The organism is Alistipes sp. An116, assembly GCF_002161005.1.
GTDB lineage: Bacteria > Bacteroidota > Bacteroidia > Bacteroidales > Rikenellaceae > Alistipes > Alistipes megaguti.
The window spans coordinates 16030-42158 of record NZ_NFLR01000022.1; the positions used below are offsets into that span (position 1 = coordinate 16030).

The following is a 26129-nucleotide window of genomic DNA, read 5'->3' on the forward strand; positions in this document are numbered from 1 at the left end:
GGGGCTTCCGCGGAGGCCGGATTTTGCCGTTGCTGCCGTTCTCCTGCCGTTCTCCTGTCGCTGTCCGTTGCCGCCCGTCGTCAGATCCCGCCGCCGTTCTCGAAGGTCGAGATCGTGGCCCGTCCCTGGATGACCCGCGAGTGAGGGGCCAGATCGGTGGTTTGCCAGACGTTGCCGCCGATGACTGAGTCGTGGCCGATGCGCACGCGCCCGAGAATCGACGAGTTGGAGTAGACCACCACACGGTCCTCGAGAATCGGGTGGCGTGCCTCGCGCAGGATGTGCCCCTCGTCGTCGAACTTGAAACTCTTGGCGCCGAGCGTCACCCCCTGGTAGAGTCGTACGTGGCTGCCGATGATGCAGGTTTCGCCGATGACGACGCCCGTGCCGTGGTCGATGCTGAACGAATCGCCGATCACGGCTCCGGGGTGGATGTCGATTCCCGTCATCGAGTGGGCCCGTTCGGTGATCATCCGCGGCAGGATCGGAACCCCGGACTCCCACAGCGCATGGGCCAGCCGGTAGTGGGTCATGGCCACCAGCGCCGGGTAGCAGAGAATCACCTCTTCGCAGCCCGACGCCGCCGGATCGCCGTCGCAGACCGCCCGCACGTCGGTCCCCAGCCGGTGGCGCAGTTCGGGCAGCATTTCGAGCAGCCGGCGGGCCGTCTCCGCGCCGAACCGTTCGGCCGCTGTGTCGGACGTGGCGGCGTCGCTCGCGCGCGGCATCGCATCCGCACCTTCTCCCGGGGTGGATTCGAATGGGGCGGAGGCGTCGGGGATGTCGTTGCCCGGGGTGCGGCCGTGGAAGACGGCGAAGGCCCGGGCGCACTGCCGGGTGAGGTGCCCGGCCAGCTCGGTGAGCTGCACCTCGGGGGGCCGCCGGTCGAAATACCCGGTGAAGACCACCGAGCGGAACCCTTCGACGATGCGCTCCAGCGCCGTGGGGTCGATCCCGGCGGCCGCCAGGACGGGAATGTGCGGATCGTGCGCCGTGAGGCGTGCGGCCAGTTGCCGCAGCTGCCGGTCGGAGAGCCCGGCCGGGGCCGCAGCGCCCGCGGGACGCTGCGGCTGTGGGGTAGCGGGGGTGATTCTCATAACTGGAGGTCGGCCTTGAAGTTGTCGAAATCGTAGAGGGCGGTCGAGAGGTAGCGTTCGCCGGTGTCGGGTAGCAGGACGACGATCGTCTTGCCGCGCAGCGCCTCCTGACGGGCCAGATGCAGCGCGGCCCAGAGGGCGGCCCCCGACGAAATGCCGGCCAGCAGCCCCTCGCATCGGGCCAGCATCCGTGCCGCGGCGATGGCCTGTGCATCGTCGACGCGGAGGATGCGGTCGACGACCGTCGGGTCGAAGTTCGCCGGGACGAATCCCGCCCCGATGCCCTGAATGCGGTGGGGCCCCGGCTGCCCGCCCGACAGCACGGGCGACGCGGCGGGCTCCACGCCGACGATCTCCACCGCCGAATTCAGCTCCTTGAGGCGGCGGCCCGTGCCGCTCACCGTGCCGCCGGTCCCGACCCCTGCCACGAAGAGATCGACCCGTCCGTCGGTGTCGCGCCAGATTTCGTCGCCCGTCGTGCGGTAGTGGCGTTCGGGGTTGGCCGGATTCTCGAACTGCTGGAGGATCACCGACCCCGGGATCCCGGCCTGTAGCGCCCGGGCCCGGGCAATGGCCCCGGCCATCCCTTCGGCACCGGGCGTCAGCTCCACGCGTGCGCCGTAGGCCGCCACGAGGCGCCGCCGTTCGATGCTCATTGTCTCGGGCATGGTCAGGATGAGCCGGTAGCCCTTCAGGGCGCACACCAACGCCAGCCCGACGCCGGTATTTCCGCTCGTGGGTTCGATGATCGTGGCGCCGGGATGCAGTTCGCCGCGCGCCTCGGCCTCCTCGACCATGGCCAGCGCCACGCGGTCCTTGACGCTCCCTGCGGGGTTGCGCGATTCGACTTTGGCCACGATGCGGGCCGCGGCGTCTGTCCGGCGGCCGAGGCGCTGCAGTTCGACCAGCGGTGTGCGGCCGATGAGTTCCAGTACGGAGTTTGCGATTGTTTCCATCTTTTTTCGGGTTTGGATACGAAAACGGGGGCTGCAGTCAACTCCTGCTGCCCCCGTTCGTATGGGTGAATTGAATGTTTGTTTGGGAAATGCGGTTTTCAGACGCTTTGAGGTCCCGGCCTCCGCGCGGCAGCAGGCACGATGCGGCGGCAACGATTGGCAATCGCTGCACAACAACACATCATCTGATTCATGGCTGCCATCATCTTCGGGGCATTTCGTAACCTCTTTTCAAACGGGGGGGCTGCGGCAGATTCCGCGCGTGTTCGCCGACCCGTCGGGGACAAATATAGGGAATCGGATCGGAAAATGCAAATCGGCGCGCGAAATGGACGTGCCGGATTGCAGCGGCGGACGAAGCGGTTCCGTATTGGGGGGGCTCTGTCGCCGGCTCCGGCCCGGTTATCCGCTCCCTGGCCCGGACCGGGTTATCCGCCCGTCGGCGGGGCGTTTTTCGCCTGCCGGTGTTGCTGCCACCACTCCGAGACCCACATCACTCCCAGTCCGATCCCCACGCCGACGACCGACTCCAGAAAACGCAGCAGGCAGTTGATGGCCGGTGGCAGGCGGGGGTTCTCCTGCGAGATGAGCAGGATGACGATCAGCGTGATGGTGGCGATGTGTCCGTTGACGTAGATGCCGAGCAGCATGCTGACGATCTCGAGCAGGAAGATCGTCAGGAGCATTCCGGCGACGGAGAAGTGCCAGATGCTCAGGTAGCAGAAGGCGATCAGGGCGCCGATGAAGGTCCCCAGCACGCGCATCCAGCCGACCGGAAGCGACTGTTTGAGTCCGGGCTTCTGCAGCACGACCACCACCGACGTGCAGGCCAGCATGGCCCCCATCCAGTGCGAGGCGGCGTGAAAGGGACCGGTGACGTAGGTCCCCACCAGATAGGCCAGCAGTACGCCGACGCACGTGGCGGCGGCATTGACGGGCTGGATTCTCCCGGCAAGGCGCCGCAGCAGCGCTTCCCGCGCGGCGGGCGTATCGGTGGTGGGGCGGTTGGTGGTCATCGACGCATGGCCCTGCAAGAAACGGGCCGGAAATCCGTCGGACTGCGCGTTGTGTCTATATGTTGCTGATTGTGAGTGGAGAACTGCATGAAGCGGCATGACAGCCCGTATGTGCCGTAAAAAAGTGGTTGCATTTGGTAAAAAAAGATTACCTTTGCTGGAGATCCGGTCGAAGCGCATGGGAAGGCCTGTTCGGACCCTCCCGGTTTCGGCGGCCGGATCTGTACAACGTAGTCGGGACCTCATTTGTCGGACGAAACATATGGTGATGGAAAACGGACGGTTGCAACTCTTGCTTACTCCTGCCGAATTCGGGCAATTCTTCTCCGAATTCAAACCCCGTTTTGTCGCCGTAGCGTGTCGTTATGTCCGCAATGCCGCCGTGGCCGAGGATATCGTTTCGGACAGTTTCATGGCCTTTTGGGAGATTCGTGAGAGTCTGCCCGCCGATATCAACATTCCGGCCTATATCCTTACTTCGGTCAAGAACCGCTGTCTGAACCATCTCAACGCCCAACTCCGTCATCGTCTGGCCGAACAGGATCTCCATTCGACCCGCCAGCGGCTGCTCATGGCCGACGTGCGCTCGCTCTCGGCCTGCGATCCGGACCGCATCTTTTCGAAGGAGATCCGCCTGCTGTCCGGCGGCGCCATTGCCCGCATGGGCGAGATGACCCGCCGCGTCTTTCTGCTGAGCCGCCAGGAGGGGCTGACCTACAAGGAGATCGCCGACCGGCTGGGCATTACGGTCAGCCGGGTCAATTTCGAGATGCGGCGGGCGCTGGATCTTCTGCGCGAGGCGCTGAAGGACTATTTGCCGGCCACACTCATCTTCTGGCTGTTTTCGAACCGCTTCTGACCGCCCGGGACCTCCCCTTCGGTGCGGACAGTCCCCGCTTTCCTTTTTTATCGTCCCTTTCCGAACGTCCCTCCCGGACTCTTCGCTCCGGAGGGGGGGGAAGCGGATCTCCGGGCCCGAAATTTTTCGCCGTCGAAACCCGCCCCGGAATGGCTCTGAGGGCCGATTTTTCCGGAAAATGAAAAAAATCGTTTTTTTTACTACTCATCCCCTTCGGTTGTTTGTTATCCTTATACAACGCCGAAAAGATGGACGATCTCACACTTCAGAAATATTTGCGCAACGAGCTCTCGGAAAAGGAGCTCGTCGAGGTGCTCGACTGGCTGGACGCGTCGCCCGAAAATCAGCGCCGCCTCGACCGTCTGGATTACCTCTCGAACGTGGCAATCCTCCTCGGCCCTGCGGAACAGCCTGCCGCGACCCTTCGCCGTCCGATGTCCCGCTGGCGGCGGACCCTGCGCTGGAGCGCCGGCATCGCCGCCGGACTGCTGGTGGGGCTGGGTATCGGGCAGTTGCTGAGCCACCGGGCGATGGATCTGCGTTCGCAGGAGTTCATGACCATCACCGCCCCGAACGGGCAGAGCATCTCCGTGACCCTCAACGACGGTTCGCACGTCTGGCTCAACGCCGGCTCGACACTCGAATATCCGACCCTGTTTTCCTCCCGCCGGCGCCAGGTCCGAGTCTCCGGAGAGGCGATGTTCGAGGTCGAACACGATGCCTCGTGGCCCTTCGTGGTCGAGACCTTCGCCTGCGAGGCCGAGGTGCTCGGCACGAAGTTCAATATTCTGGCCGATGCCGACAACCACAGCTTCTCGGCCGCCCTGCTCGAGGGCCGGCTCAAGATCCGCAACCGGGAGCATGCCGACGAGAGCCTGATCCTCTCGCCCAACGAGGAGGCGAATCTCGTCGACAGCCATCTGCAGCTCGAGAAGATCTCCGATCCGGACGATTTCCGCTGGGTCGACGGTCTGATGAACCTCAACGGACTGACCTTCGGCGAGGTGATCGACAAACTCAAACGCTACTACGGCGTGCAGATCGTCGTCGAGGGCCCCGGCAACCTGACCGACCGCCGCTATCACGGCAAGATCCGCGTTTCGTATGGCATTGACCACGCCCTGGATCTGCTGCAGATGATGACCTCGGACTTCACCTATGCGCACGACAACGAAACCAATACCATTTATATTCACCGACGAAGCCGAATGCCTATGAATTGAACCCCTTTCCCTTGTTCTAAGCCACTGTACGTCATGAAAAATCCGCGGATGTGGCAGCACCCGCGGATCGAAGGACAAACAGACCTTGATCGCTAACCTATTTATCCTTTTAACAAATTTATGAAAAAATCAAGTATTAGGCAAGTCAAATGCCTGATTACTCTTGTTTTGGCCGTATTTTTGGGTTTTTCGGTCGCCCGGGCCCAGAATCGGAGCGTGACGGTGAAGCTCGACATGACGAATGTCCCGATGAAAACCGTCATGAACGAAATCGAAAAACAGACCGGATTCCTCTTCCTTTATACCGATGACATCGATACGGAGCGTACGGTCACGCTGCGGATTGATGCGCGTCCGCTGGACGAGGCCCTCGCACAACTCTTCCGCAATACGGACATCACGTACCGGGTCTCCGTGCCGAACATCGTTCTGGCGAAGCGTCCCGCCGCTGTACCCCCCCCCCTCGACGGTTTCGGGTGTGGTGAAGGACGCTGACGGTATGGGGGTCATCGGTGCCACGGTTCTCATCGACGGCACGACCGTCGGAACGACCACCGGTATCGACGGCTCGTTTACGCTGACGATCCCCTCGACGGTCGAACAACCCGCGCTGTCGGTCAGTTTTATCGGCTATCAGACCGTGACGCTGGCCGTCGGCAACCGCTCGACGTTCGACATCGTGCTGAAGCCCGAGGCCGTTGAGGTGGAGTCGGTCGTGGTGACGGCCCTCGGCATCAAGCGCGCCGAAAAGGCCCTTTCCTATAACGTGCAGCAGGTCAACTCCGAGTCGATCGTGGCCAACAAGGATGCCAACTTCATCAACTCGCTGAACGGCAAGGTGGCCGGTGTGACGATCAACGCCTCGTCGTCGGGTGTGGGCGGCGCCTCGAAGGTGGTCATGCGCGGTACGAAGTCCATCTCGCAGTCGTCCAATGCGCTCTACGTGATCGACGGCGTGCCGATGTTCACCAAGGCGCAGGACGGCGGCACGGAGTTCGCCTCGCAGGGTACGACCGACCCCATTGCCGACATCAACCCCGAGGACATCGAGTCGATCTCGGTGCTGACGGGTGCCGCGGCGGCGGCCCTCTACGGCTCGGATGCGGCCAACGGCGCCATCGTCGTGACGACCAAACGCGGTCAGGCCGGCCAGCTGTCGGTCACCGCCACGGCCGGTGTCGAGGTGATGTCGCCCTTCGTGCTGCCGCAGTTCCAGAACCGCTACGGCACGGGCAACCTCACCACGCCGATCAACGTCAACAGCTACAGCTGGGGCAAACGCCTCAACGAGGTCAACCGCATGGGGTATGATCCCCGCTCGGACTACTTCCGCACGGGAGTCAACAACACCGAGAGCGTCTCGCTCTCGACCGGTACGGAGAAGAACCAGACCTATCTGTCGGCTGCGGCGGTCAACTCAGAGGGCATTGTTCCCAACAACAGCTACGACCGCTACAACTTCACGTTCCGCAACACGACGTCGTTTCTCAACGACCGCATGAAGCTCGACGTCGGCGCCAGCTACGTGCTGCAGAAGGACCTGAACATGATCAACCAGGGTACGTATAACAACCCGCTGACGGGCGCCTACCTCTTCCCGCGCGGCGACGACTGGGAGGATATCAAGATGTACGAGCGTTACGACCCCGTGGACAAGATCTCGAAGCAGTACTGGCCCATGGGCGACGGCAGCATCACGATGCAGAACCCCTACTGGGCCAACTACCGCAACCTGCGCGGCAACCGCAAGGACCGCTACATGCTCAGCGCCCAGCTGTCGTACGACGTGTTGGACTGGCTGAACCTCTCGGGCCGCATCCGCATCGACAACTCGCACAACACCTACACCGAGAAGATGTACGCCTCGTCGAACGTGCAGCTCACCGAGCAGTCGTCGAACGGTCTGTACGGCGTGACGAAGACGATGGACCGCCAGGTCTACGGCGATGCGCTGGTCAACATCAACAAGACGTTCGGCGACGACTGGTCGCTGCAGGCCAACATCGGCGCCTCGTTCTCCGACATGAAGAACGACGCCATGAAGATCCGCGGTCCGATCTCGGACGGCACGTCGGGCGAGAAGCAGGGGCTGGCCAACGTCTTCAACCTCCAGAATCTGAGCAATTCGACCAAGACGACGCGTCTGGATGAGGGGTGGCGCGAGCAGACGCAGTCGCTCTTCGCCTCGGCCGAGGTGGGTTACAAGGGCACCTACTACCTCACGCTCACGGGCCGCAACGACTGGCCCTCGCAGCTGGCCGGTCCCCACTCGAACGCCTCGTCGTTCTTCTATCCGTCGGTGGGCCTTTCGGTGGTGCTGTCGCAGATCATCCCGAACATGCCCGAGAACCTCTCCTATGTCAAGGTCCGCGGATCGTACGCCTCGGTGGGTGTGGCCTTCGAGCGCTACATCGCCAACCCGCTCTATTCGTGGAACGAGAGCGGTCTGTCGTGGAACACCCAGACGCAGTATCCGGCCTTCCACCTCAAGCCCGAACGGACCAAGTCGTTCGAGGTGGGTCTGACGATGCGCTTCCTGCGCCACTTCAACCTCGACGTCACCTACTACAACTCCCACACCTCGAATCAGACCTTCGACCCGCAGCTGTCGGGCGGTACGGGCTTCTCGTCGATCATCATCCAGTCGGGAAACGTGCTCAACCGCGGTGTCGAACTGGCGCTCGGCTACCGGAATACGTGGCGTGACTTCACCTGGGAGACGAACTTCACCTTCTCGACCAACCGCAACCGCATCCTCTCGCTGGCCAACAACGTCATCAACTACGCCACGGGCGAGCGCTTCTCGATCGAGCGGCTCAACATGGGCGGTCTGGGCGATGCGCAGTTCCTGCTGCAGGAGGGCGGTACGCTGGGCGACCTCTACTCGCGCCGCGACCTGCGCTACGACGAGAACCATGCCATCTACATCGACGAGACGGGCGCCGTCTCGACCGAGACGATCCAGGACGTCAACAAGTATGTCAAGCTCGGCTCGGTGCTGCCCGATGCCAACCTCTCGTGGCGCAACGACTTCCGCTGGAAGAACCTCACGTTCGGCTGCATGGTGACGGCGCGTCTGGGCGGCATCGTCTACTCGCGCACGCAGGCCATGCTGGATCTCTACGGCGTTTCGGAGGCGACGGCCGCGGCGCGTGACGCCGGCGGCGTGTGGATCAACGGCGGCGACGTGGTCGACCCCTACACCTGGTACTCGGCCATCGCCGGCGGTAACTCCATCCCGCAGTTCTACACCTATTCGGCCACGAACGTCCGCCTGCAGGAGGCCTCGATCGGCTACACCATCCCGAAGAAGAAGCTGGGCAACGTCTGCGAAATCACCCTTTCGCTCGTGGGCCGCAACTTGTGGATGATCTACAACAAGGCGCCGTTCGACCCCGAATCGATCGCCTCTACGGGCAACTACTATCAGGGTATCGACTACTTCATGATGCCCTCGCTGCGCAGCGTCGGATTCAACCTGCGTCTCAAATTCTAAAACTCGTCGCACGATGAAATACGATATGATCAAGGCTTCGCTTGCCCTGGCGGCCGTGTGCTGCCTGGGAGCCTGCACGAAAAACTACCTCGAAATCAACAGCAACCCCTACGAGGTCACCAAGGAGCAGATGGAGGCCAGGGACTATGCCATCGCTTCGGGACTCTCGGCCATGTTCGGCACGGTGGTCTCCACCGACGTCAACACGGCGCAGTTCACCGACTGCCTGCTGGGCGGCACGCAGGGCGGCTACTACGCCGACGCCAACAACGGCTGGACGTCGACCATCTCCAAATACAACCCTACGGACGACTGGACCCGCGTCTTCCTCTACAGCGACAAGGTCATCCCGCAGCTCTACAGCAACATGTCCAACATCGAGGGCATCTCGGACGATCCGATGGTGCACGCCATCATGAAGATCGTCAAGGTCTGCGTCCTGAACCGCGTGACCGACACCTACGGCCCGATTCCCTACTCCGAGATCGGCAGCACGGGCAAGATCCAGGTGGCCTATGACTCGCAGTCGGAGGTCTACTCGCAGATGTTCGACGAGCTGGACGAGGCCATCGCCCTGCTCGACGAAAACCTCGACCACAGCATCACCTCGACGACCGACCAGGTCTTCGACGGTACGGCCCGCAAATGGTGCCGCTTCGCCAACTCGATGAAGCTGCGTCTGGCCATGCGTGTGGTCTACACCGATTTCCGCAGCTCGGAGGGGCTCACCCCGCAGCAGCTTGCCGAGGAGGCCGTGGCCCATCCCGTCGGCGTCCTGCAGTCGAACGACGACAACGCGGCCCTCTCGCCGCTGGCCTTCGGCAAGGACGGCAATCCGCTCTACACGGCCTGCATGTACAACACGCCGGTCGGTTCGCTCACCGGCGGCGATTCGCACGCCGCGGCTGACATCATCTGCTACATGAACGGCTACAACGATCCCCGGCGCGAGAAGTACTTCAGCCGCGCGCAGTTTACGGGCGAGAATGCTCCGGAGTATGTCGGCATGCGGCGCGGAGGCGTCATTCCGGCCCTGAGCACCATCGGCCTGCTCTACTCGGGCGTCAACTTCGTCGACGGCATGTCGACCCCCGTGCAGTGGATGAACGCTGCCGAGGTGGCCTTCCTGCGTGCCGAGGGGGCCGGTGTCTTCGGCTGGCAGATGGGCGGCACGGCCCGCGAATTCTACGAGCAGGGGGTGCGCCTCTCGTTCGAACAGTGGGGTGTGGGCGGCGTCGACGAGTACCTGGCCGGTACAACCCTGCCCCAGCCCTATGTCGACCCCAACGACGGATTGTCCTCCTATGACGGGCAGCTCTCGACGCTGGGCGTGGCCTGGAACGACGCCGCCTCGAAGGAGGAGATGCAGGAGCGCATCCTCATCCAGAAGTGGATCGCCAACTTCCACCTGGGCAACGAGGCCTGGGCCGACATCCGCCGCACGGGATTCCCCCATCTGATTCCGGCCGTGGAGTCCGTTGTGGGCAACAACACCCAGGGAGTCCGCAATCTGGAGCTCGGCGCCCGCCGCATGCCCTATCCGGCCGACGAGGCGACCAACAACCCCGAAAACTACGCCCGTGCCGTGGAGCTGCTCGGCGGCTCGGACAACATGGCCACCCGCATGTGGTGGGACTGCAACCCGGCGATCAAATAGGCCGCCGAAGTGTCGAACAACCCAATGAAACTTCGTAACATGAAACAGCTATTTCTTCCGATCCTGGCTGCCGCGGCCCTGACGGTCTCGTGCAGCGAGTGGACGGATCCCGAAAACAAGGATTTCCTGCCTCAGATGTCGCAGAGCGATCCCGCCACGCTGGCTGCGCTGCGTGACTTCAAGGCCTCGGAACACCCCCTGATGATGATGCACATCGAGGGGACGCCGGGCGCTCCCAACCGCCAGAACCAACATCCGATGTCGATGCCCGACAGCGTGGACTTCCTGCTCATGAACCACGCCGACGGTCTCCATGCGACGATTGTCGGCGAGGTGGCCCGGGTGCGGGCCGAAAAGGGCACGCGCACGCTCAACGTCATCTCCTACGACGCCATCCGCGAAGCCTGGGAGACGCTGCGCGACGAGGCCCTCGACGCCGGTGCCGGCGAGGAGTATACCGAAGAGCACTTCGCCTCGTACTGCAAGGCCGAGACCGAACGTCAGCTGGCCCTCTGCGAGGCATACGGTCTGGACGGCGTCGTGGCCTCCTATCTGGGCGGTTACGATGCCTCGCCGGCTACGCCCTTCATCCTGGCGGTCGACGCCTGGGCCGGACAGCACCCCGACAAGCTGATCTGCCTGCGCGGCTATCCGGCCTATGTGGCCCGCATCGAGGGGCAGACGCTCGTCTCGCGCTGCAACTACCTGATCATCCTTACCGAGGATGCCAAGGCTACGGTCTCCATCTCGCGCAAGGTGCGCGATCAGCTCACCGGCGAGGTGCCGGGTGACCGCATCATCCTCGAGGCTTCGGTGCCGGCGCTGGCCGACGGCGGCGAGGATGCCCAGGTGGGCGCCACGGTGCAGACGGCCGCCGAGTGGGTCATGGACCCCTCGACGTCCAGCACCGTCAAGTGCACCAAACTCGGACTCTGCGTCTCGAACGCCCAGGAGGACTATTTCAACAAACCGACCTACAAGCGGATCCGTGAGGCGATGGCCATTTTGAATCCCGCCGCCGGCAATGCCAACCCCGAAAACTGACTGTGACCATGAAAAAGAGACTTGCATTCGCAGGATGCCTGATGGCCGCCCTGGCGCTGTCCGCCTGCAAGGGCGACGAGGAGGCCAAATACCACTTCGACAACAAGGTCTTCATCTCCGCAAACTCCTATGCGGATCAGATCTTCGTCAAGCGCGACAACCTCGATGTCACCAAAAACGAAACCTGTAACCTCACCGTAGCCATGGCGCAGCCTGAGGCGCGGGATATCCGGGTGGCCTTCACCGTGGCCCCCGAGCTGGTTGACCGTTACCGGAGGTTCTACGAGGACGACTCGGCCCGGCTGCTGCCCGCCGACGGCGGCTACTACACCTTCTCGGAGGTGACGGCCACGATCGAGGCCGGTGCGGTCGAGAGTGCCCCCGTCGCCTTTTCGTTCGAGAACCTCGACCGGCTGCCCATCGACAGTCGTGAGCGCTACGTGCTGCCGGTGACGATCTCCTCGGCCGACGGCATGGCCGTACTCGAGAGTGCCCGCACGCTCTATTTCGTCTTCTCGAAGGCGGCGCTGATCAACGTCGTGGCCGACATGCAGAACAACTGCGCATGGCCCGAATGGACGGCCGACACCCAGGCCGTGAAGGATATGGAGAGCTTCACGATGGAGGCGCTCATCTATGCCAACTCGTTCAATCGCGAGATCTCGACGATTATGGGTGTCGAGGATCTCTTCATGATCCGTCTGGGCGACAACGGCCCCGCCAACCAGCTGCAGGTGGCCTTCGCCCGGAAGATCTCCGAGGAGGACACCTCGCCCGCCCGCAACCGGATCCCCAACTCGCCCGACAGCCAGTTCGATCTGAAGCCCTTCCGCTGGTACCACATCGCCGTGACGTTCGATCACGGAACCGTCGCCGTCTACATCGACGGCCGCCTCAAGGTTTCGCAGCGTGCCGAGGTCTCGGCGGCGGACGGCCGTACGGCTCTCATCGACAAGGTCAACTTCGCCATCCCGCACTCGGATGAAACCGACGGCAAGCCCCGCTGCTTCTGGATCGGCCATTCGTACCGGCTGCAGACCGACGGCGACCTCTTCTACGAGCGCCGCTTCGACGGCCGCATGAGCGAAGTCCGTCTCTGGAACCGCGCCCTCCCGGCCGACGAGATCAATGCCCCGAACCACTTCTACAAGATCGACCCCGCCTCCGAAGGGCTGGTCGCCTATTGGAAGTTCGACGACAACACCTCGGGAAAAACCGTCCGCGACTACACCTCGAACGGTTTCGACCTCAAGACCGAACGCGAGGTCGACTGGCAGAGCGTCGCGCTGCCCGAAGAGTAGCCCTGTCTCCGATGAGGTCGCCCGCAATATCAATGACAACTCATAAAATCATGTTTACTAACCTTTAATCAACCAAATCAAAGATGAAAAAAACAGGATGGATGCTTTTGGCGGCTCTGTTCGCCATTGCATCGACGGGATTCGTCTCGTGTAAGGATTCCGAGGAGGTCGACAAGCAGAACACGCTTAGTGTGAAGCCGATGTCCGACATCTCGTTCAAGGCTGACGGCAACGAGGACGTGGTCCTGACGGTCGAAACCGACGCCGAGTCGTGGAGCGTCGAGAAGAGCGACTGGATCACGACCGTGAAGGAGGGTAACACCCTCAAGGTCAATGCTCAGGCCAATACCTCCGAGTCGCTGCGCCCGGGGCGTATCACCATCTCGGCCGGCAATGCACAGCCCGTACGCATCAATGTGACGCAGGATGCCGTCGAGGAGGGTGAGATCGTGCTGGGTGTGGCGCCGTCCGACCCGCTGGCCTTCGAGGCTACCGGCAATCAGGCCGTGAAACTTACGGTTACGACCAACGCTCCCGACTGGTCCTTCACCTATCCCGAGGCCTGGATGACCGCCTCGAGGGAGGGCAATACGCTGACGGTCAATGCGCTCGATAACGAGGGCGACGCCCGTGTGGGACAGATCGTCGTCTCGACTTCCGAGGGGGAGAAGAGCGTGAAGATCGCCGTGACGCAGAAGGCCGGTGACGGCGATTCGGGCGATGTCGAGGCCGTGACGGGCTCGCTCTCGTCGGCCGACGAGCTGAAGATCGAATTCCCGGCCGAGAATCCGCAGGCCGTGGTCAAGACGCTGACCTTCACCCTCGAAAAGGCCGTTTCGAACGACGTTCAGGTGATGATCAGTTTCGACGAACGCCGGGTCGAGGAGTACAACTTCGACAACGGTACGGAGTATGAGGTCTTCCCGGCCGAGGCGCTGTCGGTGGCCAACGACGGCCTCATGACGATCGAGAAGGGCGAAACCTCCGCCTCGATCGAGGTGACGGTCAGCCCGAGCGACGAGCTGGCCTACGTGACCACCTACATGATTCCGCTGCAGGCCGTGGCCAAGACCGAAGGCCTGACCATCAAGAGCGATGCCGCGTATGTCGACCTGTTCGTTTCGAAGGCCAACTCGAAGAAGATCCGCAACATCTGCTATTTCGAGGTCAACGACTGCAACCCGCTCAATGCCCTGGAGTATGTGCTCGAGGACGGTCAGCCCTTCTTCGATGCCGTGGTGCTCTTCGCCGGCAACATCAACTGGGATGCCTCGAAGCAGAAGGTCTACATGTCGGCCAACCCCAACATTCAGGCCCTGCTCGACAACTCCGAAACACTGCTCCAGCCTCTGCGCAAGAAGGGTATCAAGGTGCTGCTCGACATTCTGGGCAACCACGACCAGGCCGGTGTGGCCGGTCTGAGCGACTACGGTTGCGAACAGTTCGGCAGGGAGCTGGCACAGATCTGCTACGACTACAAACTCGACGGTATCGGCTTCGACGACGAGTATTCGAATTACGGCTATTCGACCACCCAGTGGTTTACCGCCCCCAGTTCGAAGCAGGCCGCACGCCTGCTCTATGAGACGAAAAAGGCCATGAAGGAGCTCTGCCCCTGGGAGACCTGGATCCACCTCTACTATCTGGGCTATATCGGCCCGGGCCTGCCTTCGGTGACCATCGACGGCGTCGAGCACCAGCCCGGTGAGTTCGTCGACAACGTCTGCGCCGATTACGGCGGCGCCGCAAGCCCCGTCAAGGGGATGGATCTGAGCGGTTGCGCCGGATACTCCGTCCAGCTCAACTACAGTCAGACGATGAGTGCCGATCGTGCAAAACAGCTCATGGAACGCGGTTACGGCTGGATCATGTGGTTCGCCTTCGATCCTTCGGGAACGGGAACCGTCGGCAACAACCGCACCCACTCGCTGCAGCAGTTCCGCAACATGGCCCAAGGCTGCTACGGCCAGAACGTGCTCGATCCCAAGAACGTCTACAACAAGCTGGGCGAGGGCAGCTACGACCCCAACCCGCACCCGATCAACTGATAGGAACGGTCTCCGTCCGGGGGCTTTCCGGCCCGGTCCGGATTGCCGCCCGCGACGGGTGCCGACCGGTCCAAAAACCAATTCAGGCAAACTTTGTCAAAAACTACTGAAATGAAACTGAACCAATTGTTTGTTTTCGCAGCTTCGGCACTCCTCTTCTGCGGAGCCTGCAGCAACAGCGACAAGGAGGTGACCCCTCAACCCGTTGAGGATGCCATCTCGATCAATCCCCAGAAAACCACCGTCGGCAGCAAGGGCGGTGAGGTCCCCGTCCTGGTGACCAGCTCGGGCGCCTGGACCCTCAAGGGGGAGGCGAACGACTATGTGACCCCCTCGGCCACCGAAGGCAAGGACGGCGACGTGGTGACCTTCACCGTGAAGGCCAACGAGAAGGAGGTGGATCAGATCTTCAGCTATACCTTCACCTGCGGTACGAAGAGCGCCCCCCTGCAGATTACCCTCAAGAAGATGGCCTCGCAGAGCGAGGAGCAGCTCGAGATCTTCTATCCCGAAGGCTCGAACCTGCTCTCTCACGAGGGCGGCAAGGTGACGGTGCTGGTCACCAGCTCCGGAAACTGGACGCTGGAGGGTGAGTCGGACTTCGTGACTCCTTCGGCCACGAGCGGTGAGGATGGCGCCGAGGTGATCTTCGACGTCAAGGCCAACGAGACCGAACAGGAGAAGGTGGCCGACTACACCTTCAAGATGGGTGGCAAGACGGTGGCTTTCCGTATTACGGTGCAGGGCGTCGAGCCCGAGCTGATCGAGATCACGTCGAAAAGCGAGATGAAGCTGGCCTATACGGCCGATGACCGGGTAGCCGTGGAGCTGAAGACCAATGTTGACAGCCGCGACCTGAAGGCCGAAATCACGGGCGCCGACGACGGATGGCTGACCTGGTCGATCGCCCGTCCGGCAGAGGATGGCTCGGAAAACAAGGTGACGGCCTATTTTGCCGTGCTCCAGAACGACGGCGATGCCCCGCGTGAGGCTACCGTCAAGATCAAGGGGCTGAAGAGCGGTGAGGCCACCCTGAAGATTACCCAGACGGTCAAACCGCAGCTGGCAACCGAAAAACCGGCCTACTTCCTGAGTGTCGATGCCCAGAAGCTGGACATCCCCGTGACGACGAACCTCGAGTTCGATGTCGCACTCAATGAGTCGGGCAACGGCTGGCTGACCTTCGACGGCTATACGGAGGGTGCGCTGCACTTCTCGGTTGCGGCCCTCACCGAAGGCGCTGCCCGCGAGTGCGAGGTGACGCTGACCGAAAAGAATGCGCCGGACAATGCCAAACCGCAGGTGGTGACGGTCAAGGTGACCCAAAAGCCCAAGGGTCTGATCGAGTGCGTGGCCGACATGCGCAAGTCGCGTACCTATTTCTCGACGCTGAAGAACTCCTCGGCGCTGAACAACCTCAAGGATGCGGGTACGATGGAGGCATTGGTCAACATCCAGGAGGAGCGCAAGTCCGGAAGCCTCTCCACCATCATGGGTATCGAGGGCAAGTTCCTGCTGCGTATGGGCGACGTCGGCGTGGCCTGGAACCAGCTGCAGCTGGCCACCTACAGCGACAACAAGACCGATGCGGCCCTGACGCTTGACAAAATGGATCACTGGTACCACATCGCCGTCGTATGGAGCGGCATCAACGTCTACTTCTACATCGACGGTGAACTGGCCTATCAATCCTTCCTCTCGCTCTACAGCGGGCTGAATCTGGGCGTTACCTATAGCGGTTACGAGAGCGAATACAGCCGGGCCTTCTGGATCGGATATTCGTACAATGCGGATCGTTACTTCCCTGGATACATGTCCGAGGTCCGCATCTGGAATCGCGCCCTCTCGAAGGAGGAGATCAACTCCGAGAATCACTTCTATTCGGTTCCGGTTGACTCCGAAGGTCTGGTGGGCTACTGGAAACTCAACGAAGGTTCGGGCAACACGGTGATCGACTCCTCACCCTCGGGCAACAACATGGTGGGTGAGCACGATGTCCGCACGCAGGGCAACAACCAGGTCGGAACCAAAGGCCTGAACTACGTGGAGATGAGTCTGCCCTGATACGGAAATTCGTATTGTCTTCTCCTGTTTCTATGCAGAACGGCCGGGTCTTTCGGGACCCGGCCGTCTTGTTGTCGGGAAGGGCTTTCGCTCCGCTGCCGGTTGCGGACTGCCGGTTGCGGGCTGCCGGCTGCGGACTGCTGACTGCGGACCGCCGGTTGCGGACTGCCGGCTGCGGGCCGTCGGTTGCGGACTGTCGGTTGCGGACCGCCGGTTGCGGACTGCCTGTTGCGGACTGCCTGTTGCGGCCTGTCGGCTGCGGACCGCCGGTTGCGGGTCGGAAGGGTAGAGTAGGCGTGGTCTGGTACCGGTGCCGATATCGATGCCGGGCGGGGAGAAAATTGGCCTTCCCGATTTTTTGCCCTATTTTTGCAGCCGATCGGCCGTACGGCCGATCGATCAATGCCCGTGTAATATGGATACGACAAACTCTCCGATAAATCCGGCGCCCGTACGTCGCGGCGGATTCTTTGCCCTGACCCCGCTGCTGGTCTTTCTGGGTTGTTACCTTGTGGTGTCGCTGCTGGCCGGCGATTTCTACAAAATGCCTATCTCGGTGGCCTTCATCGCCGCCTCGGTCTACGCCGTGGCCGTGATGCGCCGCATGCCCTTTGCCGAACGCATCGGCCACTTCTCGCGCGGCGCCTCCGACCCGAACATCATGCTGATGATCTGGATCTTCGTGCTGGCCGGGGCCTTCGCCGAATCGGCCCGCAGCATGGGCGCCGTCGATGCCACCGTGGCGCTGACGCTCCATCTGCTGCCCGGAAGTCTCCTTCCCGCGGGGCTGTTTCTGGCTTCGTGCTTCGTCTCGTTCTCGATCGGAACCTCGGTCGGAACGGTCGTGGCGCTGGTCCCCGTGGCCGCGGGTCTGGCCGGTGAGACCGGCATGAACGAGGCCTGGCTGACGGCCATCGTCGTCGGCGGTGCCTTCTTCGGCGACAACCTCTCGTTCATCTCCGACACAACGATCGCCGCCACGCGCACCCAGGAGTGCGACCTGCGCGACAAGTTCCGTGTCAACGTGCGGATCGTCGCCCCGGCGGCCCTTGTCACCTTGGGCATCTACCTCGTCACGGGAAGCGTCGCCCATGTCCCGACCGATCCCGAACCTGTGGTCTGGATGCGTGTCGTGCCCTATCTGTTGGTGTTGGTGACGGCCGTGGCCGGTATGAACGTCATGAAGGTTCTGTTGCTGGGCATCGTTTCGTCGGGGGTGATCGGGCTGGCGACGGGCAGCTTCTCGTTGATGGAGTGGTGCGGCGGCATGGGGCGTGGAATCACCGGCATGGGCGAACTGATCATCATCACGCTGCTGGCCGGAGGCCTGCTGGAGATGATCCGTCTGAACGGCGGCATCGACTGGATCATTTCGGTCATGACGCGCCGCATCTCGGGGCGCCGCGGCGCCGAAGGGACCATCGCGGGGCTGGTCTCGCTGGCCAACCTCTGCACGGCCAACAATACCATCGCCATCCTGACCGTCGGTCCCATTGCGCGCCGGATTGCCGACCGTTTCGGTGTCAGCCGCCGGCGCAGCGCCAGTCTGCTGGACACCTTCTCCTGCTTCACGCAGGGGCTGCTGCCCTACGGGGCGCAGATGCTCATGGCCGCGGGGCTGACCGGCCTCTCGCCGCTGGCCATCATGCGCTATCTCTACTATCCGGTTGTGCTCGGCGTGGTGACCCTGCTGGCCATCCTCTGGCACTATCCGCGGCGCATCTGACGGGCCGGTGCCGAAGCGGAGGCCGGGGAACGGAGCAAAACAGGCTCCGGAACGGCGCAGTGAAAATGGACGGGCCGGGAAAGCAACCGCTTCTCCAGCCCGTCTGTTTTGGAAGAGAGGCGCGCCTCTCTCCGGGTTTTCCGAAGTCTATTCGATGACGGGACGCCCCGTTCTCCCCGGCGGTAAGCCGGTCAGGCAGCAGAAACAGAAGATGCCGCGGGCCTGCGCCAGTCGGGTGATGGTGATCTCCTTGTTGAGCATGGTTTTCAACTCCTGTTTCTCGAGAAATTCCCGTTCGACCGGCTCGAAATGGAAGTGAACCTGAGCAATACGACAGCTGACCCCATATCGTAATTGCCAATATGTCAACGTGTTAAGATTGTAAAAATTTTTAGATACACCGAATCGGCCACAACCTATTTTCGCTGTTTTCCCTTGTATTCACTTGGTTGTTACAAAGTTACGAAAAATTTCCTGATTTTGCAACCGAATTGGAAACGAACCTGCGGATTTTTTTGCCGATTTTTGTAAGTAGTATACTGCGTGTAAATATAAATAAATCAAAGATTTAGTTCAACGGGTAGTCGTTTGTGTCCCTCTGATTGTGTAATTTGCCTGGAGATTGTTCTGGCGGTTCAGTAGGGGATTCGGAAGTAGTCGAGCAACGCCTTGTAGTTGTCTTGCGCTGTGAGGCAGGTGTCACGCAGATATTCGCGTATGGCTGGCCACTGTTGCAGACCACGATAGTAGAACATCTTGAGGTCGTCGGTGATGATGAAGGGAACGATGCCGGCCGCCAGACACTCTTTGAATAGCACGAGTCGTCCGACACGGCCGTTGCCGTCCTGAAACGGGTGGATGCATTCGAAACGCTGGTGCAGGTCGAGAATGTCGTCGAGTATTTTGTGCCGCCGGGCGTTGTACTCCGCCAAGAGTTGCTTCATTTCGCGGTGTACCTTTTCGGGAGGCGTGGTCTCCATGCCGCCGACCTCGTTGGGCAGACGTTTATAGTCGCCCACGGCGAACCACTCCTTGCGGCTGTCCGACGTGCCGGACTTGAGTTGTGCGTGCAGTTCCTTGATGAAGGCTTCGGTGAGCGGCTCCGTGGCCCGGTCGATGATCGTGTCGATGCAGCGGAAGTGGTTCGTGGTTTCGAGGATATCGTCCACGCGCAGCGTCTCGCCTTCGACGCCCACCGTGTCGGTCTCGAAGATGTGGCGGGTCTGGTCGTGGGTCAGCCGGCTGCCCTCGATGTGGTTTGAGTTATAGGTAAGGTCTATCTGCGTGCGGTGGTAGATGCCACCCTTGTGACGCATCGTCTTCTGCTCGCGCAACACCTTCAACAGCGGCATGATATGCCCGGCTCGCGGCTTGCGACTGGGCAATGCGGCATCCGCCGGAATGTTCCAGGTCTTGCCCGTCAAGAAGGCTCCCTCGATCTTTCCCGAGGCGCAGTAGTTGCGGGCCGTGCGCTCCGCGATGCCGTGCTTTGCGGCGAATGCCGCGACTGAAATGACTCCATAACCAAACGTCGTATCGGCAAGTGAAACGGCCGATTTCCGACCCAAATATAATGATTTTTGCCGATACCGGCAAGTTGTGGGGATTTTGTTCTGCTCTCTGATGGACTGCCGAAGGCAAGTGTTGTCCGGGTTTCGGATCTGGAAAAACATATAATTGATTCAAACACTGATAAACGAGTGCTGGGGTTGTTCCATTTTTGCCGTGGAAACCAAACCCGACAAAGGTGGAAAATCAACACACGGATGACCTGTCCCGCATTCTGCGGACGGTCGAAGAGGTCCTCGAGATCGTACACTTCATGAAGGATCACCGGAGCCAGCTCGAAGGCGATCCGATCCTCGATTTTGCGGAGGTCTGCCAGTTGCTCCGCCAGAGCGAACGCCAGGTGCGCCGCTTCCGCGAACAGGGGCTGCTCGTCGGCTTCAACATCGGAACCCGACGCATGTACCTACTCTCCGAGGTGCAGGAGTTCATCCGCAAGATGCGCCGCCGCGGAAAACTCGAATCGTTGAATCAATAAATCTGTTACCTATGGAAACCAAACAAAATCCCCGCATCTATCGGCTTGTGCCCTCCGAACAGCTCGAACGTCTCATCAAGACGAACTTTCTTTTGAGCAAGGGCTTGCTGCTTTTTGAATACCTGTGCAGTCAAAGCGACGAGCCGCTCTTCCTGACGGCCGATGCGGCCTGCGAAGTCCTCGACATTCGCCCTGAAACGCTGACCCGTTACCGCCAAAAACGGCTGATTCGCCCCAAGATCTATCGGCGGCAATTCCTGTACAGCGCCTATGATCTGCTGATGCTCGTTTACCGGATTAACCAGCGCAACCTGCAAAATGCGCTGCGGCGTACACCCCGGATTGTGGTCGGACCGGATGAGCAAAGAGTTTGACAGTGGGGTAGAAGGTTATTCCACAAGTGCCGACCTCGGGCCAAGATAGCGTCGTGCCTGCACCTCGAAGTCCCTTTTCGCACGATCTCCACCCATCGGGGTTGTATCGTCCGAAAAGGACCTCCGGTTGGTCCCGCCGCTGTGTATCGGCCCGTGGCCGGCACCTTCCATTTCTGGATGGGCCGGTTCTAAAACCGTATGTCAAACTTCAAAATGGATTTGGTATGATTGACCTTCAGAAGCACATCTGGGAAGGCTGGACCGTTGGAGATTTTGTCGAGCGTTTGGCTCCCGAGTTGGATCGTATTATGTCGGGGCGCAGCTGGCGCCGTCCCTTTACCACGAAGCAGGAACTTGCCGCGTGGTGCCGGGAAAATCAGCCCTACTACAAAAAGCACATTCCGGGAGTTGTCGCCTATTTTGCCCGGAGGTATCGTTTACGTTGACAGCAGCAGGAGATGATTTGCTACCATCGCTTTTATGTCGAGAGCCTGTACCCCGAGAACCGGCGGAGGATTCTCCGCTGGTTGTTTCGTACTTTTAGCGTCTACTTGTGTGAAGCGACGCCTACGGGTTACAAGGGGCGATTCTACACGCAGGACGTCCGCTTCCCGAAAGCAGCTTTCCGTGATTTGACATTCAGTCTTCGAGGCGACCGCTCGTTATGTCTGTGGGTCATCTCTTATGACCTGCGCACGCTCTATCTTGAGCGGAATATCTATGTCTATGGAAAGTGGCGATAAATTAAATACAGCAACCCATCTTTTGTTATTTGTTTGAGTAGGATTTAAACAGATATCTTGATTCTTAGGGCCGAATTTATTACATTTGTTGGATACGGTCAGATAAAACTCTAAATTGGCTGGTGGTCTAATAGAGCTTATATTCTGATAAGAGGTATTGAGTAGTCTAAATTTCAATCATTAAATTAGATATTAGAAAATGGAAGATAATAAAAAATATACATTAGAATACCATCTTAAATGTTTAGCCTCTCAAGATCAAGATTATGAGGTGTTATACTCGATATGGGATTTAAATAAAAGAAATCTTACCAACGGGTTAAACCTGATATCAATGTCTTTTCCGCACTATAGCGTCCATGATATTAGTCATTCTATGACTATAATTGATAACATTCAATGTTTTTTGGGTGAGGATCGTATTAAAAGATTAAGTGCCTCTGATACTTTTCTTATTTTGATGGCAGGATTAACTCACGATATAGGTATGATCCTGATGTATAATATTGTTGAGACAGAGTGGGAGAAGGAGAACTTTAAAGCAGTATTGGAAAAGTTTGCGGGTAATGCAGATCCTGTAATTGCAAGAGCCGCTAGTTTGCTTATCCGGATACATCATAAAGAGACTGAACAGGATTTGAAAAACTTTAAGTGGGCTCTGGAGGTAAAAAATGCGGTAATTATTATAACAGCTGAGATCTTTAGATCGAAGCATGCAAAGCAAAGTGCGGATTATCTATTAACCAATGGGACCTTTAAGCAGTTAGCGAATAATTTCCATGCAGAACAATTGCCTAAAAGGTTTGTGGATCTGCTGTCTAATATAGCATTCTTGCATGGCGAGAGTTTTGGGGAAGTCATGACGAGATTATATTATGAGGCTAATGGCTATAGAGGCGATTATATTCATCCTCGTTTTATCGCCTATATGATTAGGCTTGGTGATTTATTGGATTTTGACAATAATCGTTTTAATGCCTACTCAAAGGTCATGCTGAAGGCCATTCCCGAACAATCAAAAGCGCATGAGCAGAAGCACCTCTCTGTGAAGCATATGTTGATATCGCCTAATGCTATTGAAGCGGAGTTAGACTGCCCAAATGAAGAGGTCTATCGTATTTCAAGAAATTGGTTCGATTGGCTGGAAGAGGAAGTAAGCAACCAGAGTAGAGAATGGACCAATATTGCACCTGGCGATTTAGGAGGCCTGCCTCCAATAATCAGTAAAGGTAGTATAAAAATACTGTATAATGGAATACAATGTAATCCGGATCTACTGAATTTAAGGTTCTCTATGTCTCAAGAAAAAATCTTTAGTATTCTTAAAGGTGGAGGGATATATAAAGAACCAGGTTTTGTTTTCATTCGAGAAATCGTTCAAAATGCATTTGATGCAAGTAAGATGCAGTTGTGGAATGATATTCAGTCTGGATCTTATGATTTGGATGTTGACTCAATTAAGTTTCCTAATGATATAGATGCTTTTATATATAAACGATATCCAGTAGAATTGCAGATCAAGTGGAAGGATGAGCAAAAGAAAGTGCTTCGGTTTGAGTGTATTGATTATGGAACCGGCATATCGGAAGCCTCTTTGTTAAGGATGACAAATTTTGTTGGAGACAGTCATAATAATGATCTGAATTATCAGACCACATATCGTGATATGCGATATTTCTTAAAGCCAACCGCCGTTTTTGGAATTGGCATGCAATCAATATTTTTTGTGGCACCTACGTTTGAGGTTGAAACCTATTATTATTATGTAGGAGAAACCTCAAAAAGGATAATCTTTAGATCTGCGGCAGACGGTCAATATAGTTCAATTGTAAAAGAAAATATAGGAAGGAAGCGAGGTACTACAATTAAGGTTGACATTCCGAAAGAGAAATTTGCAGAATTGTTTGGCTCATCATTTAGTTTTGATATTCTAGAAACAACGGATGTCTTCAAGGGTGATGGTGATAGCTTGTATCTGGCTAAAATAGATAAATTTGTAAGAGACACATTTAGCTCCGTGGAAAGTTCGTACTTTAAATATAGTACGCCCAATATGGATCGGGGTTTTGAGAATTACAAAGTAAATGAAGAGAAGGATAAGTATTATGATGATAAGGATGACTATAGGTACTCTTTTAATTATCAGGATAATATTCTTGTCTTTACCATCTATGAAAGAATGTATGGTTCTAAGTTTGAATTCTGGTTTAATGACAGATTAAAAACGTATGAGTTATCACAGAGATTACTATTACGAGATGTATTAGTTTCAAATGCAAAATTTAATTTTTATAAAACCGCATATTTGGGTTTTGAATGGAATCTATGTAGTCAGTCTACGGATAAAGTGGTAGATTTATCGCGAGATAATCTTACTTATAGTGGTAGAAAATGGATTACAAAAACTTTATTATCTGATTTACTACCGGAATTCTTAAAACTCATAGAACCTGTTTTTATTGAAGAGCTAGCTAAAGATAAGAAGAATTTATTGACTCAATATTTTAATTATGTATTATCGCGGTTTGCTTACGAATTATGTGTTAATCAATGTGTTAGTAAGTTGTCCGAGTATAAACTTCCTGCTGTTATGGCTTCGTATAATGGATTCGCCATCACAGCAGATTGTTTATTAACAGCTGATTCTTTATTGTGGGTAACGGGGTTTAAAACAGATGGGGCAAATATTATTCAGGAGTAGACAAAAAATGAGATCATGAAGAAATGCTCTGAGAAACTTGATGGCCACATAGTTTTATGGGGGGATTCGTATCTCTATGAATCATTAGTATCTACGTATATTTGTTCTAGTGTTATTAAATACGATAAGGAATGTCAAATTTATAAATTGGAGAAGAGAAAGAACCCAGAGAAAACAAGCATTGACAAAACAAGTATTGACGCGATAGATGAATATGTATTAGCTCTGGAGGCAAATCAATCATTTGGATGTTCTCGTAGTACAATCTATGGTTGGCAAAAATATCCCAATATAATTGTGAAGCGTAATTTTATTTCAGGATTTGAGCAATACCCTCGTTATAGTCAAACCTGCATATATTCTCCTTTCTCTAATAGGAAAGAGTCCAAAGATTTGGTTGACAAATTAAAAGGTAAGTCAGAAGAGGATGCGAAAAAAGATATTCGTCAAAATATACATACCTATCTTACTCCATTTATGATGCAAATTATTAAAGAGTATAATATAAATGAAAAAGTAACGGATGAGCAAATAGTAGACGATTATGTATCATTGATATACGATTTTGTCTCTCAGAAAAAGGAAAAAGAAGGAGATAAAGCATTCCGTAGTTGAAGAGCTTTAGTTTGTTGAAATCTGGTCAAGCAATAACTAATTTTTATAGAATAGGGGGGGGCTAATTAGTCTCCCCTCTTTTATTAGTCCGAAATACTTATAATCATCCATTACTGCTGTCATATCGCATCTTGTTTGATTCCATCATATTTGTCAAATTTCTATCAATGATTCTTTCTTCCCGGTTGCCGTCGGGGAAAATAGTCATGCGGAAGGCCGCGAGCGGCCCGCCGTCCTCGGACGAAAAATCATCCTTGCCGGGGCTGCGGTATTTTTCGCCGCTCCGACGTCGCCGCATGACTGCGTCTCTTCCCGAGGCAACCGACCGCGTCGGGAATAAGTCCTCATAACATAATTATTTCATTGGCTATGCAGTCTGCTGGGATTGCATGGTCCCAGAAACGTGAGACACACGGTAAAAACTGTTTGATGTTATGCAGACTTCCAAGCAAGAACCGAAAACGAAGAAAGGCCGGGCCAAAGCATCGAAAGCCGCCCCTTCGAATCCGAATCCCGACGTGCAGGAATCGTCGCAGGCTGCCTCCAATTCCGGGACTGCGGAACAGCAACCCGCTCCGGCCATTCAGTTGCTGGATTTGAACAAGATTGTCAGCAGCACCTACAATCCCCGCAAGGATTTCCGCTCGGAGATCTTGCAGGAACTTGCCGACAGCATCCGCCAGGTCGGGGTTCTGCAACCGATTTGCGTCCGGCCCAAAGAGGGCGGTTTTGAGATTGTCTATGGCGAACGGCGCTATTGGGCCGCAGCGATGGCGGGACTGCAATTCATTCCGGCCCTTGTTCGGGAGTTGACGGATGCCGAAGCCGAGGATGCCGCCATTACGGAGAACCTCCAGCGTGAGGACGTTACACCTCGCGAGGAGGCTGCGGCCTACAAACGGGCACTGGAATCGGGACGTCATACGATCGAAAGCCTGGTCGGGAAGTTCGGGAAATCCGAGGCCTACATCCGCTCCCGATTGAAACTCTGTGATCTGATCGAAGCCCTTGCCGAGCAGCTCGACCGGGAGGAGATTTCGGTTGGTGTCGCCACCGAGATTGCGAAATACGATGCGGCGGTCCAGCAGGAGGTCTACGAGGAGCATTTCTCGGACGGCTGCCGCCTGTCGTGGAAGAATGCCCGGATCCGGGAGATTGCCCGGCG

19 protein-coding genes and 1 pseudogene are annotated in these 26129 nt (G+C 57.5%); 15 read left to right on the top strand and 5 right to left on the bottom strand.

From position 1 onward, the window contains the following. Positions 1 to 80: 80 nt before the first annotated feature. The 3 genes from B5E60_RS11730 to B5E60_RS11740 form a co-directional block, all read right to left on the bottom strand. Positions 81 to 1097 carry a serine O-acetyltransferase gene (locus B5E60_RS11730; RefSeq protein ID WP_143260747.1) on the bottom strand — a complete coding sequence of 339 codons (1017 nt, stop codon included), beginning with the start codon at positions 1095 to 1097 and terminating at the stop codon, positions 81 to 83. Further along, the gene (gene cysK, locus B5E60_RS11735; RefSeq protein ID WP_087311846.1) at positions 1094 to 2053 is read right to left on the bottom strand and encodes a cysteine synthase A; all 960 of its coding nucleotides are present in this window, start codon (positions 2051 to 2053) and stop codon (positions 1094 to 1096) included. Before cysK ends, B5E60_RS11730 begins: the two co-directional genes overlap by 4 nt. Positions 2054 to 2481: 428 nt before the next feature. Then, on the bottom strand, positions 2482 to 3069 hold the full coding sequence (locus tag B5E60_RS11740) for an FUSC family protein (protein ID WP_162608281.1): 588 nt from the start codon (positions 3067 to 3069) through the stop codon (positions 2482 to 2484). A 262-nt stretch (positions 3070 to 3331) separates the two neighbouring features. On the opposite strand from B5E60_RS11740, the gene B5E60_RS11745 reads away from it, so the two are divergent. The 9 genes and pseudogenes from B5E60_RS11745 to B5E60_RS11785 all read left to right on the top strand — a co-directional run bounded on the left by B5E60_RS11745 (position 3332) and on the right by B5E60_RS11785 (position 18487). Next, positions 3332 to 3928, top strand: coding sequence for an RNA polymerase sigma-70 factor (locus B5E60_RS11745; protein WP_232009179.1), 597 nt, complete (start codon positions 3332 to 3334; stop codon positions 3926 to 3928). A gap of 248 nt (positions 3929 to 4176) precedes the next feature. Next, positions 4177 to 5151: a FecR domain-containing protein gene (locus B5E60_RS11750; RefSeq protein ID WP_087311850.1), complete on the top strand. Its 975-nt coding sequence runs from the start codon at positions 4177 to 4179 to the stop codon at positions 5149 to 5151. Positions 5152 to 5271: 120 nt separating this feature from the next. After that, a pseudogene (locus B5E60_RS11755) lies at positions 5272 to 8647 on the top strand (SusC/RagA family TonB-linked outer membrane protein). A 13-nt stretch (positions 8648 to 8660) separates the two neighbouring features. Continuing rightward, a complete protein-coding gene (locus tag B5E60_RS11760; RefSeq protein ID WP_087311854.1) occupies positions 8661 to 10304 on the top strand; it encodes a SusD/RagB family nutrient-binding outer membrane lipoprotein in 1644 nt (547 codons plus the stop codon). Positions 10305 to 10343: 39 nt separating this feature from the next. Then, a complete protein-coding gene (locus B5E60_RS11765) occupies positions 10344 to 11348 on the top strand; it encodes a glycoside hydrolase family 18 (protein WP_162611635.1) in 1005 nt (334 codons plus the stop codon). Between the two features lie 8 nt (positions 11349 to 11356). Then, the gene (locus tag B5E60_RS11770) at positions 11357 to 12649 is read left to right on the top strand and encodes a DUF1735 and LamG domain-containing protein (protein WP_087311876.1); all 1293 of its coding nucleotides are present in this window, start codon (positions 11357 to 11359) and stop codon (positions 12647 to 12649) included. A gap of 83 nt (positions 12650 to 12732) precedes the next feature. Further along, a complete protein-coding gene (locus tag B5E60_RS11775) occupies positions 12733 to 14697 on the top strand; it encodes a BT_3987 domain-containing protein (protein WP_087311858.1) in 1965 nt (654 codons plus the stop codon). A gap of 111 nt (positions 14698 to 14808) precedes the next feature. Further along, complete coding sequence (locus B5E60_RS11780) at positions 14809 to 16761, top strand: BACON domain-containing protein (RefSeq protein ID WP_087311860.1); 1953 nt, start codon at positions 14809 to 14811, stop codon at positions 16759 to 16761. 415 nt (positions 16762 to 17176) lie between these two features. After that, positions 17177 to 18487 carry a Na+/H+ antiporter NhaC family protein gene (locus B5E60_RS11785; protein ID WP_087311862.1) on the top strand — a complete coding sequence of 437 codons (1311 nt, stop codon included), beginning with the start codon at positions 17177 to 17179 and terminating at the stop codon, positions 18485 to 18487. A gap of 147 nt (positions 18488 to 18634) precedes the next feature. Here B5E60_RS11785 and B5E60_RS14360 read toward each other — a convergent pair whose 3' ends face one another. Together B5E60_RS14360 and B5E60_RS11790 are read right to left on the bottom strand one after the other, a co-directional pair. After that, entirely contained in the window at positions 18635 to 18757 is a 123-nt protein-coding gene (locus tag B5E60_RS14360; RefSeq protein ID WP_262481286.1) for a hypothetical protein, read from the bottom strand. A gap of 365 nt (positions 18758 to 19122) precedes the next feature. Next, positions 19123 to 20055 carry a Fic family protein gene (locus B5E60_RS11790; RefSeq protein WP_342394926.1) on the bottom strand — a complete coding sequence of 311 codons (933 nt, stop codon included), beginning with the start codon at positions 20053 to 20055 and terminating at the stop codon, positions 19123 to 19125. 179 nt (positions 20056 to 20234) lie between these two features. Here B5E60_RS11790 and B5E60_RS11795 point away from each other — a divergent pair, with 179 nt between their 5' ends. From B5E60_RS11795 to B5E60_RS11815, 6 genes are all read left to right on the top strand, one after another. Next, complete coding sequence (locus B5E60_RS11795; RefSeq protein WP_239403329.1) at positions 20235 to 20531, top strand: helix-turn-helix domain-containing protein; 297 nt, start codon at positions 20235 to 20237, stop codon at positions 20529 to 20531. Between the two features lie 11 nt (positions 20532 to 20542). Then, positions 20543 to 20905: a hypothetical protein gene (locus B5E60_RS11800; protein ID WP_087311866.1), complete on the top strand. Its 363-nt coding sequence runs from the start codon at positions 20543 to 20545 to the stop codon at positions 20903 to 20905. Positions 20906 to 21129: 224 nt separating this feature from the next. Beyond that, complete coding sequence (locus B5E60_RS11805) at positions 21130 to 21351, top strand: hypothetical protein (protein ID WP_087311868.1); 222 nt, start codon at positions 21130 to 21132, stop codon at positions 21349 to 21351. 496 nt (positions 21352 to 21847) lie between these two features. Then, entirely contained in the window at positions 21848 to 24349 is a 2502-nt protein-coding gene (locus B5E60_RS11810) for an HD domain-containing protein (protein WP_143260748.1), read from the top strand. Between the two features lie 15 nt (positions 24350 to 24364). After that, a complete protein-coding gene (locus B5E60_RS13815; protein ID WP_143260749.1) occupies positions 24365 to 24964 on the top strand; it encodes a hypothetical protein in 600 nt (199 codons plus the stop codon). A 434-nt stretch (positions 24965 to 25398) separates the two neighbouring features. Beyond that, on the top strand, positions 25399 to 26129 hold a 731-nt coding region (locus B5E60_RS11815; protein WP_143260750.1), incomplete at its 3' end, for a ParB/RepB/Spo0J family partition protein.